15 protein-coding genes and 1 other RNA gene are annotated in these 14,386 nt (G+C 35.8%); 8 read left to right on the top strand and 8 right to left on the bottom strand.

Annotated features, from left to right (window positions below; translation table 11 throughout):
- Positions 1 to 180 precede the first annotated feature (180 nt).
- The gene (locus GGR42_RS14020; protein WP_167966400.1) at positions 181 to 2,382 is read left to right on the top strand and encodes a RecQ family ATP-dependent DNA helicase; all 2,202 of its coding nucleotides are present in this window, start codon (positions 181 to 183) and stop codon (positions 2,380 to 2,382) included.
- Between the two features lie 89 nt (positions 2,383 to 2,471).
- Here the strand turns inward: GGR42_RS14020 and GGR42_RS14015 are convergent, their stop codons facing one another.
- Genes GGR42_RS14015 through GGR42_RS14005 form a run of 3 tightly spaced genes read right to left on the bottom strand, consistent with a single transcriptional unit; the run spans position 2,472 to position 3,407 of the window.
- Complete coding sequence (locus GGR42_RS14015) at positions 2,472 to 2,774, bottom strand: CCC motif membrane protein (RefSeq protein WP_167965297.1); 303 nt, start codon at positions 2,772 to 2,774, stop codon at positions 2,472 to 2,474.
- A 19-nt stretch (positions 2,775 to 2,793) separates the two neighbouring features.
- On the bottom strand, positions 2,794 to 3,123 hold the full coding sequence (locus GGR42_RS14010) for a CCC motif membrane protein (RefSeq protein WP_167965296.1): 330 nt from the start codon (positions 3,121 to 3,123) through the stop codon (positions 2,794 to 2,796).
- Between the two features lie 11 nt (positions 3,124 to 3,134).
- On the bottom strand, positions 3,135 to 3,407 hold the full coding sequence (locus GGR42_RS14005; RefSeq protein ID WP_245201496.1) for a DUF2752 domain-containing protein: 273 nt from the start codon (positions 3,405 to 3,407) through the stop codon (positions 3,135 to 3,137).
- A 90-nt stretch (positions 3,408 to 3,497) separates the two neighbouring features.
- Between GGR42_RS14005 and GGR42_RS14000 the strand changes: the two genes are divergently transcribed.
- Together GGR42_RS14000 and GGR42_RS13995 are read left to right on the top strand one after the other, a co-directional pair.
- Entirely contained in the window at positions 3,498 to 3,689 is a 192-nt protein-coding gene (locus tag GGR42_RS14000; protein WP_167965294.1) for a hypothetical protein, read from the top strand.
- Positions 3,682 to 4,230 (top strand): Smr/MutS family protein, encoded by a 549-nt coding sequence (locus tag GGR42_RS13995; RefSeq protein ID WP_167966398.1) that lies wholly within the window; start codon positions 3,682 to 3,684, stop codon positions 4,228 to 4,230. Before GGR42_RS14000 ends, GGR42_RS13995 begins: the two co-directional genes overlap by 8 nt.
- On the opposite strand, the gene GGR42_RS13990 is transcribed toward GGR42_RS13995, so the two are convergent.
- Complete coding sequence (locus tag GGR42_RS13990; protein ID WP_167965293.1) at positions 4,231 to 4,734, bottom strand: hypothetical protein; 504 nt, start codon at positions 4,732 to 4,734, stop codon at positions 4,231 to 4,233. It abuts the gene before it with no gap.
- Positions 4,735 to 4,846: 112 nt separating this feature from the next.
- Between GGR42_RS13990 and GGR42_RS13985 the strand changes: the two genes are divergently transcribed.
- The gene (locus GGR42_RS13985) at positions 4,847 to 5,995 is read left to right on the top strand and encodes a cysteine desulfurase family protein (RefSeq protein WP_167965292.1); all 1,149 of its coding nucleotides are present in this window, start codon (positions 4,847 to 4,849) and stop codon (positions 5,993 to 5,995) included.
- On the opposite strand, the gene GGR42_RS13980 is transcribed toward GGR42_RS13985, so the two are convergent.
- The 3 genes from GGR42_RS13980 to GGR42_RS13970 are packed head-to-tail and all read right to left on the bottom strand — an operon-like array spanning position 5,992 to position 10,819.
- Positions 5,992 to 6,645 carry a hypothetical protein gene (locus tag GGR42_RS13980; RefSeq protein ID WP_167965291.1) on the bottom strand — a complete coding sequence of 218 codons (654 nt, stop codon included), beginning with the start codon at positions 6,643 to 6,645 and terminating at the stop codon, positions 5,992 to 5,994. The two genes, GGR42_RS13985 and GGR42_RS13980, sit on opposite strands and share 4 nt — an antisense overlap.
- A 9-nt stretch (positions 6,646 to 6,654) precedes the next feature.
- Entirely contained in the window at positions 6,655 to 9,174 is a 2,520-nt protein-coding gene (locus GGR42_RS13975) for a TonB-dependent receptor (RefSeq protein WP_167965290.1), read from the bottom strand.
- Positions 9,128 to 10,819 carry a M23 family metallopeptidase gene (locus GGR42_RS13970; RefSeq protein WP_167965289.1) on the bottom strand — a complete coding sequence of 564 codons (1,692 nt, stop codon included), beginning with the start codon at positions 10,817 to 10,819 and terminating at the stop codon, positions 9,128 to 9,130. The genes GGR42_RS13975 and GGR42_RS13970 overlap by 47 nt, the downstream gene beginning before the upstream one ends.
- Positions 10,820 to 11,014: 195 nt before the next feature.
- Between GGR42_RS13970 and GGR42_RS13965 the strand changes: the two genes are divergently transcribed.
- The 4 genes from GGR42_RS13965 to rny all read left to right on the top strand — a co-directional run bounded on the left by GGR42_RS13965 (position 11,015) and on the right by rny (position 13,405).
- Positions 11,015 to 11,305 carry a hypothetical protein gene (locus GGR42_RS13965; protein WP_167965288.1) on the top strand — a complete coding sequence of 97 codons (291 nt, stop codon included), beginning with the start codon at positions 11,015 to 11,017 and terminating at the stop codon, positions 11,303 to 11,305.
- 15 nt (positions 11,306 to 11,320) lie between these two features.
- The gene (locus GGR42_RS13960; protein ID WP_167965287.1) at positions 11,321 to 11,617 is read left to right on the top strand and encodes a cell division protein ZapA; all 297 of its coding nucleotides are present in this window, start codon (positions 11,321 to 11,323) and stop codon (positions 11,615 to 11,617) included.
- Between the two features lie 54 nt (positions 11,618 to 11,671).
- Positions 11,672 to 11,779, top strand: a non-coding RNA gene (gene ssrS, locus GGR42_RS13955) — 6S RNA.
- Between the two features lie 54 nt (positions 11,780 to 11,833).
- A complete protein-coding gene (gene rny, locus GGR42_RS13950; protein ID WP_167965286.1) occupies positions 11,834 to 13,405 on the top strand; it encodes a ribonuclease Y in 1,572 nt (523 codons plus the stop codon).
- 138 nt (positions 13,406 to 13,543) lie between these two features.
- Here the strand turns inward: rny and GGR42_RS13945 are convergent, their stop codons facing one another.
- A complete protein-coding gene (locus GGR42_RS13945; RefSeq protein WP_167965285.1) occupies positions 13,544 to 14,293 on the bottom strand; it encodes a class I SAM-dependent methyltransferase in 750 nt (249 codons plus the stop codon).
- Positions 14,294 to 14,386 lie beyond the last annotated feature (93 nt).

The following is a 14,386-nucleotide window of genomic DNA, read 5'->3' as shown; positions in this document are numbered from 1 at the left end:
TCCTAAAAGAATATATTATATTTAAGATAGCAAAATTACACAAACTTATTTTATGGGGTATTTTTTAAGTTATGTAAATTATATTTTTGTGATTATTCTTTAAAATGAGGAAAAAGCCTTATCTTAATAAAGTCAAATTTTGGCACACACTAACCATGTGAACTATAAAATAAAATAAATATTAGTTTGAGTAAAATTGATATACATGCATCACTGAAAAAGTTTTTTGGTTTTTCAAAATTCAAGGGACTTCAGGAAGATGTAATTCAGAATATTATTCAGGGGAACAATACTTTTGTGATTATGCCAACGGGTGGAGGCAAGTCACTCTGTTATCAACTTCCGGCCTTGATGCAAGATGGAACGGCCATTGTGGTTTCTCCATTAATAGCCTTAATGAAAAATCAGGTAGACGCACTACGAGGGGTATCCTCAGAATTTGGTGTTGCCCACGTATTGAATTCGTCACTGACAAAAACCGAGGTCAAAACTGTTAAAGAGGACATTACAAGGGGAATTACAAAGTTATTATATGTGGCTCCCGAATCTTTGACCAAAGAAGAGAACATTGAGTTTTTACGAACTGTAAAAGTATCTTTTGTCGCAATAGATGAGGCACATTGTATATCCGAATGGGGCCATGATTTTAGACCTGAATATAGAAACCTAAAAGATATTATTGGTCGTTTGGGGAATAATATTCCAATCATAGGACTTACGGCTACGGCAACGCCCAAAGTGCAAGAGGATATTATTAAAAATTTGGGAATTGTGGGCGCAAAAGTATTTAAGGCCTCTTTTAACAGGCCCAATCTTTTTTATGAAGTACGCCCTAAAACCCAAAATGTAGATGGAGATATTATCCGTTTTGTAAAACAGAATGAGGGTAAGTCTGGAATTATTTACTGTTTAAGTAGAAAAAGAGTAGAGGAGCTTGCCCAGGTATTGCAGGTTAATGGCGTAAGTGCTGTTCCCTACCATGCTGGTTTTGATGCTAAGACGCGGTCGAAGTACCAGGATATGTTTTTAATGGAGGATGTAGATGTGGTAGTGGCAACCATAGCTTTTGGAATGGGAATCGATAAGCCAGATGTCCGCTTTGTAATCCATCATGATATTCCAAAAAGCATAGAAAGTTATTACCAAGAAACGGGTAGGGCCGGTAGGGATGATGGCGAAGGGCATTGTTTGGCATTTTACTCTTATAAGGATATTGAAAAGCTTGAAAAATTTATGTCTGGTAAGCCTGTGGCAGAACAGGAAATAGGCAATGCCCTATTGCAGGAGATTGTGGCCTATGCAGAAACTTCCATGTCCAGAAGAAAATTCATTCTTCATTATTTTGGGGAAGACTTTGATGAGGTTAACGGTGCAGGTGCGGATATGGATGACAATACTCGTAATCCAAAAGAAAAAGAGGAAGCCAAGGAGAATGTAGTAAAACTGCTTACTGTTATTAAAGGTACTAATGAGAAATTTAAGTCCAAAGAAATAGTAAAAGCATTAACAGGTACATTAAACGCCCTAATAACTTCCCATAAAACAAACGAAAAAGAGTTCTTTGGCGTGGGTTCCGATAAGTTAGAAAATTATTGGATGGCATTGATTCGACAAGTTTTGGTCGCTGGTTTAATTAGAAAGGAAATTGAACAATACGGGATTTTACATCTTACTCCAGATGGAGATAAGTTTCTGGATAGCCCCTCATCTTTTATGATGACAATGGATCATGTATACAATAAGGAAAATGATGACGCCATAGTAAGTGCCGCCAAGGCGGGTGGTGGTGTGGCTGATGAGAATTTATTGAAACTGCTTAAGAGTCTAAGAAAAAAACAGGCAACTAAATTGGAAGTGCCGCCATTTGTAATCTTCCAGGACCCTTCTATAGAGGACATGTCTCTTAAATATCCAATTTCCATGGAGGAACTCACTAATATTCATGGTGTGGGTGAAGGAAAAGCAAAGAAATACGGAAAGCCATTTATAGAGTTGATTTCTTCTTATGTGGAAGAAAATGAAATAATTAGACCAGATGATCTGGTGGTCAAAAGTACAGGAGCCAATTCAGCCTTAAAATTATATATTATTCAAAATGTAGATAGGAAATTGCCCTTGAGTGATATTGCTTCGGCCAAGGGAATGGAAATGAAAGAATTGATAAAGGCCATGGAGCAAATAGTGTTTAGTGGTACAAAACTAAATATTGATTACTGGGTCGATGATATTATGGACGAAGATCATCAAGAAGAAATCCATGATTATTTTTTAGAGGCAGAATCGGATGATATAGAAACGGCGATTGAGGAGTTTGATGGTGATTATGAAGAAGAGGAACTAAGGCTATACCGGTTAAAGTTTATGAGTGAGGTTGCGAATTGATAGTATGTTGAGACAACTATAATAAATAAAAGACCACCTAATTGGTGGTCTTTTATTTATTATAATAACCCTTTGGGATTAATTAAATGCTATTGAAACTCACCAGATGATATCATAGCTATAATTACACCAAAATATATAATTGTTAATACAAGCATTATTAGAGAGAGCCCTAAACCAATATAGGACAATATCTTTCCAGTTTTAACACTTTCAAATCCAGAATAGGATTCTGGATTTTCATTATACATTTTTTCTGCACTTTTTGCCTTAGACAGTCCAATTATACTAAAAATAGCAGCAAATGGCCCGCAGCAAATCAATGAGCCTACAATGGAAATTATTCCCATGGTCATAACTGTACTGGCTCCCGGTAATGGTTGTTGATTCATTTATTATATTGATTAGTTTTTATTGTCCAAATTCTTCCATTCTCTCTCTCAATAACTCTGGGTCTTGCAATGCATCCCAACCAAAGTAGGAAACAGCCCATATCATATAAGCTAAAAATAAAAGATTTAATATAATTCCAATAATTGCCAAAATTTTCCCAGTTTTCACATTTTGGTACCCAGTATATAACTCAGTGTTTTCAAAATATAATTTGGATGCCTTTGGGGCAAGAATTAATGCAATGACCCCAAATATTAGTCCAATGATACCATAACAGCAACATGTTACAATGGAGATAATTCCAAAGACAAGGATTAAGGTTGAGTTAGGTAATTTTTGTTGTTCCATAATTAAAAGTTTTAGTGGATTAGGTTATTCATTTTAATAATATAACTAATTGCAATTATTGCAACGTTTAAAACAAGTAAGAACACCTTTATTTTGAAATCGTATTTAAACTTCAAAAAAAGGTTTACCCCTGCAAAAGAAAGCAATATCAAAAGCGTATAAATGGCAGGGTACATTTTAAACGCAGCAAGAAAATCACCTTGTAATAAAAATGAAAAAGAACGTTGTATACCGCAGCCAGGACATTCTATGCCAAATAATTTTTTATTTAGACAGGGAAGCATATAGTTCTCCGATACCGCCCATAAGGTCAAGAACTGCAATTTTAAAACACCAATGTTCATAAGCGGAAAAATACTATTATTTTTGGGTGTATGAAAACAAAAAGAGCCATTTATTTTATCCTCATAGTACTGGGAGCAATTACTATAGGGTTTGGAAAAGCCTTTGTTCAAAAAGAATATGCATTTTCTGTTGGAATTGTTTTGTTAATGTTTGGCATTTATAAATCTTCCCAAGCATGGTCCATTATAAACAGTGATAATGAACAAGGAGAAGATGAATAAGTTTAAAATTGGCGAAAGAGTGGAAGTTTTGGATGATACCATTGAAGGTATTGTTATGGGGATTGATGGGGCCTCTATTTTAGTGGAAACAGATGATGGTTTCCATATGAGTTTTTCTCCTGAAGAATTAATAGGCAAGTCGTCTGGCACAAAAATAAGGGTTACTAATTTTGAAGTGGCCCAAATAAAAAAGGAGAAAGAATCAAATAAAAAACCAAATCGGCAAGTAGTGAAGCCCAAGGAACGTAATGCCCCAAAAATGGAGGTAGATTTACATATTCACCAACTGGCAAAATTCACAAAGGGTATGAGTAATCATGAAATGCTAAACCTGCAATTAGAAACTGCCAAACGACAACTGGATTTTGCCATTCGCAAAAGAATTCAAAAGGTAGTGTTCATTCATGGAGTAGGAGAGGGAATTTTAAAAGAAGAGCTTTATTATCTTTTTAAGAGGTATGATAATGTAAAATACTACGATGCTGATTACCAAAAATATGGTATGGGAGCAACAGAGGTTTATATTTATCAAAATCTATAATTAGGGCTTGGTGATAACCTCACCAAAATCACTGATCCTTAAATCTGTTATTCGGTCACCATTTTCCGTTACCAATGAAATACCACTAAGCTCAATCTTATGTTTAAAAGAAATACCATCTTCGTCTAAGACAGAAGTAATTCTTACTTCTCCATCTTCGGCTTCAATTTCATCTGTTACTGTTGGTTCTGCAAGAGGAATAGCATCGCAAAAATAATTTTTACTCACATTGTCAGAAAAAATGCGATAAGTGATTTTTGATTGTCCAGGAACCGCACTGGTTATTACGCCGTCAGAAACTTCATTTTTAAGAAGCCCATTTTGTAGGTTCAATATAAGCGCCTCATCGTCATTTATTTTAAAAAAAATACGGGTAGCAGTGGTAACATTACTTTCGCACTGTTGAATGGTACTATCGTCAAAATCCAAAACCTCTATTTGTAGGTCACCATCATCACATGAAATTAATGAGGTAAGAAGGCAGAAAAAAAGAAATTGTTTCATGTTTCAAATTTAAAGTAAATAAAGGGGATATTCCTAGAGGTTTCATTTCATTTAGGGAGAAATTAACTTTATTTAAAGTAATTTTGACAAGTTTAATAGTGAATCCTTTGTAATGAAAAAAGTCTATTTGGACAATGCGGCAACTACCCAAATTAGGGCAGAGGTTCTTGAGAAAATGCAAGACTCTCTGGCTAATTTCTATGGGAACCCCTCTTCTACACACAGTTTTGGAAGGTCTACCAAGACCGCAATTGAAAAAGCTAGGAAAACCATTGCAAAGTACTTAAATGCTCACCCTTCTGAAATTATTTTCACCTCCGGGGGTACCGAGGCAGATAATATGATACTAAGGGGAGCTGTTCGAGATTTGGGGGTAACTACCATTATAACTTCAAAAATAGAGCATCATGCCGTATTGCACACGGCAGAAGAACTCTTACAGGAGTATGGCATAAAATTGCATTTTGTTGATTTGGATGAGTTTGGAAATCCAAAACTTTCCCATATAGAGGAGTTATTGAAACAAGATGCTACCAAAAAATTGGTAAGCCTGATGCATGTGAACAATGAAATAGGTAACAAAATTGATATTGTATCTATTGGGAATCTTTGTAGGGAAAATGATGTTCTTTTTCATTCGGACACTGTGCAGTCCGTAGGGCATTATCCATGGGATGTGCAGGCAGTTCCAATTGATTTTCTTACTGCGGCGGCACATAAGTTTCACGGCCCCAAGGGCGTAGGTTTTGCCTATATTAAAAGAAATAGTGGGTTAAGGCCCTTAATATATGGTGGGGCACAGGAGCGTGGATTTAGGGCTGGTACAGAGGCTTGTCACAATATAATTGGTTTGGAAGAAGCATTTGTTTCTGCTTATGACAATTTAGAAAAGGAAAAAGCCTATGTGGAAGGATTAAAAAAATATTTTATTGAAGAAGTAAAAACAGAATTACCCTCCGCTAAGTTTAATGGGTATTCTGGTGATATGGAAAAGAGCACCTATTCTTTGGTGAATGTTTGTTTGCCTTACAGTCCAGAGAAATCCTTAATGCTTCTCTTTCATTTGGATATTAAGGGAATTGCTTGCTCAAGGGGTAGCGCCTGCCAATCTGGAAGTGATAAAGGTTCGCATGTGCTTACCGAAATTTTATCTGAAGAAGAGCTAAAAAGGCCCTCCGTACGTTTTTCTTTTTCCAAATACAATACCAAAGAAGAATTGGACTATGTGGTGGGAGTTTTAAAGGAATATGCCCAGGATTAATTTTTCTTTCTATCCCGAGGTTTTTCTCGATCGTATGGAAATTTTTTAGTGGCTTTTTTCATCATGCCATCAATTAGATTGATTGTATTCTTACCAGATTTTTTATTGATTTCCTTTTCGTACTTCCATAATAATTTTCCTGTGGACCCATCGCTAATTTTTATGCCGATTCTGCCATAATTGGAAGCACCCAGAATATAATCCACAATATTCATATCTGTATTGATGCCTTCGGAAAGCAAGATATTAAGATTTAAATTACCACTGATAATACCATCAACACCCAAAATTTTGGTTAGTTCTTTAATGGTGTAAATATCCAAGTTTTCGTAATTTATGTTATTCTTTGCAAGAATGGCATTGGTATTTTCAATGTTTTGAAACTCCACAGAAAATTTTTTTCTTTTTTTTCTTCTGGAAAAGTAGGTTTCCAGTGCATTCTGTACAGCATATCCTTCTCTTTCCTCCAATTCTTTTAACTCTTTTCTGGAAAGATTTTCTTTTAAATCTAAATTGGCGAGAAATGGAAGGATGGCCAAAACCTTGTGGTCTTTGCTTAAATCATCAAAGCGTCCGCTTTCATAAATTCCTTTTTGGGCTTGGCTGCCCAAAGTGCATAAAATAAAAAGCAGAAAAATAATTTTTTTCATATAATATTTCTAAAATCTCATGTTCAGTTTTAAGTTCAAAACACGAGTTGTCATAAAATTGGGTATAGCAAATTGTTGTTTGCTTTCCACGTCCCTTACCCAAGTATTGGTTATGGAATTTTGGTTATTGAATAGATTAAAAATCTCAGCACCAATACTCAGTTCCTTAAATCGATACAGCCAGTGGTTTTCTGGATAGGTATCCTTTTCATTTACAAAAATATGGGAAATTCCCAAATCTGCCCTTCTATAATCCCTTAATCTGGATTGAAAAATGTAAGGGTCTGCATAACTGGGGGAACCTCCTGGCAAACCTGTATTATAGACTAGGTTTAAATACATTTTTAAATTAGGGATATTGGGAACATAATCTTGAAAGAGCACTCCAAATTTTAAACGTTGATCGGTTGGCCTGGAAATATAGCCTCTGTGATCTATGTTTTCTTCTGTTTTTAAAAACCCAAGACTTACCCAAGATTCTGTCCCGGGAACAAAAGCACCGTTCAACCTCATTTCTGCTCCATGAACATAAGCTTTTGCATTATTATTCGCAGTGTACCTTATACGAACATCTTCCAATGTATAAGGGTTTACATTGTTTAATTTCTTGTAATAAACCTCGCTTATTAGTTTAAAGGGTCTATCCCATAGAAGAAAACTGTATTCATTTCCCAAGACTAAGTGAATTGATTTTTGAGCTTTTACGCTGGGTTGTATAATACCATTTATATCCCGTAATTCTCTATAAAATGGAGGTTGATGGTACATGCCCATGGAAAACCTAAAAAGCATGTCTTTTCCCCAGTTTGGCTTTATGGAAAATTGTCCCCGTGGACTAAAAACCGTGTGGGAGGTTTTGGTGACATTTTCACCACTAACAGTCCAATGTTGTGACCGAACACCAATGTTGTAATAAATATTGTGTTCTTCCCAAAGTGTATGCCTACCATATTGGAAGTAACCAGAAAGGCGATTGGTTTTTATAAAGTTTTGTGATTGTACCCCTTCATAGGGAACAATTGGAGCATCAAAAGGTTCGTCTGGCTGGTTGTTGATGAAATTGGGATTTGGGGGGCGTATAGAAAATCCGGCGGAATCTATAAACTCCGATTCCCTCAATTGATCTCGAATGTCTTCATGTGTGTACTTTACCCCCCATTCCAAAGTTTTGTTTTCTTTAGAGTGAATCCCTTTATGTGAAATGTTGAAAATAAGGGCATCCAAATCATTCCGCGCTCTAGTGAATTGTGAACCAACACCCCTTGATGAAGTAACCTCTCCCAAATCCTCACTCCCTAAATCGGTATTTACCGCTCCCAGTTCATATTGCGCAATAATATCAGAATATTCCTCTTCAGTAGTGTGGTAGATAGATGAAATAAGTTTTAATGTAGTATGTTCATTTAAATAATAATTGCCTTTTAGGGCACCCAAGGTGGTACTAAATTTGTTGTTTTCTCTTCCCTGATAAAACACCAACAGAGCTTTTGGATCATTAAAAGTCCCAAAATTGGTTTGTCTTGTCAAAGGCTCTATTTGATATTGGTTGAGTGAAATATTCCCCAAAAAATTCAGATGGAATTTAGTTGAAAACCGGTATGTCATAAAATTTTGGGCATCTACAAAGATTGGATTAAAATTAGATTTTGTCTGTTGACTGTTCACCAACAAACCATTGTTTCTATACCTTAACCCTGTTATACTGGAAAACTTTTTGTTTTTATCCATGGTTTCCAAAGTTGCATTGGCTCCCAACAAACTTGCTCCTATCTGTAAACCAAAGGAGTTGGGGTTTTTGTAGGTGATATCCAATACAGAAGATAATTTGTCCCCATATTTTGCTTGAAAACCACCAGAAGAAAAAGCCAAATCCTGAACCATATTACTATTTACAAAACCTAACCCTTCTTGCTGTCCAGAACGTATTAAAAAGGGGCGGTAGACTTCAATTTCATTTACATAGACCAAATTCTCATCATAGTTCCCTCCACGAACGGCATATTGGGTGCTCAGTTCATTATTGGAGGACACTCCGGGCAATAGTTTAAGAATATTTTCTATCCCCGCATTGGCCCCTGGAATCTGTCTCACTAATTGAGGCGATATATTGGTAATGCCCTCTACACTTTTATTTCCCTCTGGGGTAACTACAACCCCATCAATTTGAACCGCATCTGTTTTCATTACGGGATTAAATTCAAAGGTTTCATTGTTATTTAGGATGAGGTTCTCGAGAATAATCTTTTCATGTCCAAGGTGTGAAAAGGTCAAAGAGCTTTGGGTGTCCGATACTATTTGCAAATTATAATAACCATTTGCATCTGTAGAAGTTCCATTTGTAGGGGCAGTAATATTTACATTGGCAAGAGGTTCGTTGTTTTCATTAAAAACCACTCCGGTAATGGTTGCCGTTTGGGCAAAACTAATACCGAAAAAACAAAAAAAGGATATTGTTAAAAAATTTTTAAGACACTTCAATGGTTTACTTTCTGAAAAACATACTGGTAAAGGTACTGGAATTACCCACATTATCTTTAACGACAACTTTTAGGGTACATTGTTTCTTATCCAGAATTATGTCATCAAAATTATAGGTAAGGGTATTGGTCTTGGGTTCATATTCCATTAAAATCCACTCACCGTTTAGGGTGGCAGAATATGTATCCACACCACTTAGGTCATCAGAAATATGTACTGCCAAATATCTATAATTGTTCAACCATTGTTTTTCCTTGAAGTTTTTAGGTCTAATTTCAGGGACTATGGAATCTTTTGCCAAGGTATAGGTCCCCAAATTTCTGGTACGGGTGGTAAATGTTGTTCCTCTTTTATAAGTCGATACATAATTGGGCTTCATTTTACTGTCCAATCTAGCAATAAAGAGTTGTTTTCTTTCCTCTTCGGGATATTTGGAAGCATCAAAAGTAATGGTGAAGTTACGATGGGCGGGCACTTCGTTGTTATGAATGGTTACCGTATCCGTTCCCTTTTTTAAATCCATATAAAAATCCTCATAAAATGTATTGGCTGGGAAATATACTTGGGCATTGCCAAGGTCATAGGAATTAGGTTTTTTAGCAATTAAATAGGTGTTCGTCTTGTTTGTTTCTTTATTTATTTTTGTTTCCTGATGCTTGCCTTCTATGGGAATTCTAACCTTTGTCGTATTTCCTTCAATATCGGTAATCAACAATTCTATGGTATAACTAAGACCATTTTTTATGTTTATTTTTCCATCGTTTTGCAACGTATTATATATGCTTAAGTTGTTACCAGAAGTTCTAAAGCATTTTTGTATTCGTTGTCTATATTTTCCAAAATGGGCATAATCAATAAAAGTGTTTATGTACCGTGTTTCCGTAAAAGAAAAAGTTTCAAAATCATAATCTGTATATACTTTTCCATTGACCAACTGTTGTACGGCATAAACTCCATTTTTGTTAGCGGCCAAGTCTTGTCTGTCAAAGGCATTAAAACCAAAACCTATAGTTCCAATAGCATTTACTTTGTCGGCCAAAAAGGAGCCATCTGCTTGCTTGCTGAAATTCAATTGAATCTTTTCTTTACTTTGATTCAGTTGTGCATCATCGGAAAGGGGATATCCAAAAAGGCCTAGGAGGGTTGGGTTCGTGGCATCCCTAACTTCCAGACCATAGAGGAGGGGATTCGTAGGTTTTTCAGTAATACTACTTCGTATTTCAAAATGAAGATGTGGTCCTGAGGAACCTCCAGTATTACCTGTATAGGCCATTATTTTCCCTTTTTCAACCTTTAGTTCTCCATAATCTGGAAAAACTTCTACCTCATATGATTTTTTATCATATTGTACTTTTCTAATATATTCTTCAATCTCGGGAGAGAATTTTTGCAAGTGACCGTATACAGAGGTGTATCCATTAGGGTGAGCAACATATAATGCTTTACCGTATCCCCAAAGAGAAATTTTAATTCTAGTAACGGTACCATTTTCAATGGCATAAATGGGTAGGCCTTGACGTTGTTGCGTTTTAATATCTATTCCAGAATGAAAATGGTTGGAACGCAACTCTCCAAAGGTGCCCGCCAATATTAACTGAATATCCAAAGGTGATCTAAAAACATCTTGAGGATAAGTTTTTTGGGCTTGGGTGCCTATAGAAAATGTGAGAAGGAATGCTAAAAGATAGTGTCTCATAATTTTAAATAAGTTGATACGAAAGTAATTAAACCTATTCAAATGATAAAAACCAATATTTCTTAAAATGGGCATGTGCAAGAACTACAGGGTGTTCCCAAAGGCTTAAAGTTATACTTAAAGAATAATTGAAAAAACTATTGCTAAGTAGTTAGATGTATGTTAACTTTGTGTAAAACGCATTGCAGTTTGTAAATGAGTGATTTAGTTGATATTGTTGATTCTTTAGAGAATAAAGTTAGTAAGTTATTGCACAAATTAGAGTTGCTTAACCAGGCTAATAGAAAATTGGAAGAAGAATTGGTCTCAGTAAAAAATGAGCATAAATCAACTACAAGTTCCATAAGCGAATGGGAAGAAAAGTACAATTCACTTAAATTGGCAAGCTCAATGCTGGGTAGTAATACAAACAAAACAGAAGCTAAGCATAAAATAAATACCTTAATCAGGGAGTTGGATCATTGTATTGCCCAACTAGCTGAATAAATGTTCAAAAATAATATGGCAGAAAAGCTGAAAATTAAGCTTTCCATTGCAGATAGGGTATATCCTTTGACCATTGACCCTAGTCAGGAAGAAGGGTTACGAAAGGCTGCAAAGAATATAGAACAGTTGGCCAAGAAATTTGAACAAAATTATGCCGTTAGGGACAAACAGGACGTGTTGGCCATGTGCGCACTGCAGTTTGCCTCTAAAATTGAGCAAAAAGGAATAGACCAAATGGAAAACACCAAGGAGGTCACAGAACGCTTAAAGGCATTGGATAATTTAGTTAATACTAAGCTTGGAATAAAGTAAGTTCTTATAAATAAAATAAAGTTACTGCCCACATTGGTAATTAATTTTTGACAAACTCAACGCTAATTTGTTTAAAAAGGGTGAGTTTAGGTTGTAAAAGCATGCCTTCTTGTAAAGGATCCTTGAGCAATCTGTTAGCCCTAAACCTGTTTATTGGAGTTTGTACAAAACTTCCGCCAATGTGGGCTTTTTTTATACATATAATTCAAAATAACTATGGACACTAATACAATTATAATCATTGCCGCTCTTGTTGGTTTAGCAATAGGATTTGCCATTGCAAAATTTATGGAGAAGGGCAAAGCTTCCAAAACTATTTCCAGTGCAAAGAAAGAGGCTGCCACAATTTTAAAAAGCGCAGGTATAGAGGGAGAAAGCATTAAAAAGGATAAAATATTCCAGGCAAAGGAGAAATTCCTGGAATTAAAGGCAGAACACGAAAAGGTAATCATCAATAAGGATAAAAAAATTGGAGAGGCGGAAAAACGTATTCGAGACAAGGAATCCCAAGTAAGCAATGAACTTTCCAAAAGTAAAAAGTTGAACGATCAATTAGAGAGTAAAATAAAGGATGTTAATCATAAGAGTGAATTCTATGAGAAAAAACAGGCGGAATTAGAAAAGCTCCATAAAAGCCAAGTGCAACAATTAGAGGTTATATCTGGTTTGTCCGCTGAGGAAGCGAAGGGTCAATTATTGGAATCGTTAAAAGAAACGGCAAAATCGGACGCTATGGCCTATGCTCAATCCATGATGGAAGAAGCTAAGTTGACAGCAGAGCAAGATGCCAGAAAAATTGTTGTGCAGACTATACAGAGAATAGGAACAGAAGAGGCTGTTGAGAACTGTGTTTCTGTTTTTAATTTGGAATCGGATGATGTTAAAGGAAGAATTATAGGGAGGGAAGGTAGAAATATCCGAGCTTTGGAATCTGCCACTGGCGTGGAGATTATTGTTGATGATACCCCAGAAGCCATTATTCTTTCCTGTTTTGATTCGGTTCGTAGAGAAGTGGCAAGATTATCACTTCATAAATTAGTGACCGATGGCAGAATACACCCCGCACGTATAGAAGAGATTGTAAAGAAGACAGAGAAGCAAATAGAACAAGAAATTGTTGAGGTAGGTAAACGTACCGTAATAGATTTGGGCATTCATGGACTGCATCCGGAACTGATTAGAGCTGTAGGTAGGATGAAATATAGGTCTTCCTATGGGCAGAACCTTTTGCAGCATTCAAGGGAAGTGGCCAAGCTTTGTGGTGTTATGGCTTCAGAATTAGGATTAAATTCAAAAGTAGCCAAGCGAGCCGGACTTTTACATGACATTGGTAAAGTTCCTAATACGGAGTCCGAAGTAGAAACCCCGCATGCTATATTGGGAATGCAATGGGCTGAGAAATATGGGGAGAAACCAGATGTTTGTAATGCTATTGGAGCCCACCATGATGAAATAGAAATGAAAACACTTATTTCCCCAATAGTACAAGTTTGCGATGCCATAAGTGGGGCCAGACCAGGTGCAAGGAGACAGGTGTTGGATTCTTATATACAGCGATTAAAAGATTTAGAAGACATAGCCTTTGGTTTTAGTGGTGTACAGAAAGCTTATGCGATACAAGCAGGAAGGGAGCTAAGGGTCATTGTTGAGAGTGAAAAGGTAAACGATGAAAAAGCTGCACAACTATCATTTGAAATCTCTCAGAAGATACAAACCGATATGACATATCCAGGACAGGTAAAGGTGACAGTAATACGTGAAACAAGGGCCGTGAATGTTGCAAAATAATTTTTCTATGCCCCTTGGTTAAGAAAGTATTTTTTGTGCTTAATGATTAGTTTAGAATAGTTGTCTGTTACAAAAGTGTAGAAGGGTGTCTAGTGCATATGTTGCATAGAATAATGAACTACAAGGTTTGTTGTTTATTTAATTTTTGTTGTTTCCAACCCTTATAAATATTGGAAAATTAACTTGTTGTATTTCTGATTTCCATTCAAATGATATTTTCTTTATTAGCTCATCAACAGGATTAATCCCTCTTTGCTCAATGTAATTTTGAACGCTGGACCAAGAGTTAAAATATCCTTCTAGCTGTTCTAGATTCCAATTTGTTTGAATTTGGAACTTTTCTGGTATTTTAATTTCATTAAAATCAAATAGTATAGAGCTATAACCGTTGTCTACATGTTTGCGTTCTTCATTCCAATATTTTCCAATTTCGTTTATGTAAAAGCTGTCAATTATTTCATTAATCTTAGGATTAACCCTTAGCAATCCATATCCCCAAATGGCAATTACTCCATTGGGCTTCAATACTCTTTTGGCTTCTTTATTGAATGCAGCAAGGTCAAACCAATGAATGGCTTGGGCAACAGTTATTAGGTCAATACTATTGCTTAAAATGGAAGTTTTTTCAGCCCTTTCTAGAAAATAAAATATATTTTCCTTTTGCTCTGCATTTTGTATTTGCTTTTCACTAATATCAGTTGCCAGTACTTTTTCGAATGATTTTGAAAGAATAAGAGCTACTTGTCCATTACCCGTTCCGCAATCCCAGGCAATATTTTTGTTTGGACATTTAGAGTATAAAAAGTTGAATAGGTCAGTGGGGTATGTGGGCCGAAACTTTTTATAAGTAGTTGATTGTTTTGAAAATTTATCTAAGGCATCTTTCATTTAGCTTATTTTGTCTTATAATGGCTGGGTTATACTACATTTTGAGAACCTTCCCCTGACCTTCTTGCTGTAAAACTATGTATTATGAATATA

The sequence above is a fragment of the Saonia flava genome (assembly GCF_011927795.1).
GTDB lineage: Bacteria > Bacteroidota > Bacteroidia > Flavobacteriales > Flavobacteriaceae > Saonia > Saonia flava.
Note: the sequence above shows the minus strand (reverse complement) of the source record. Positions and strands in the feature narration are given on the sequence as shown.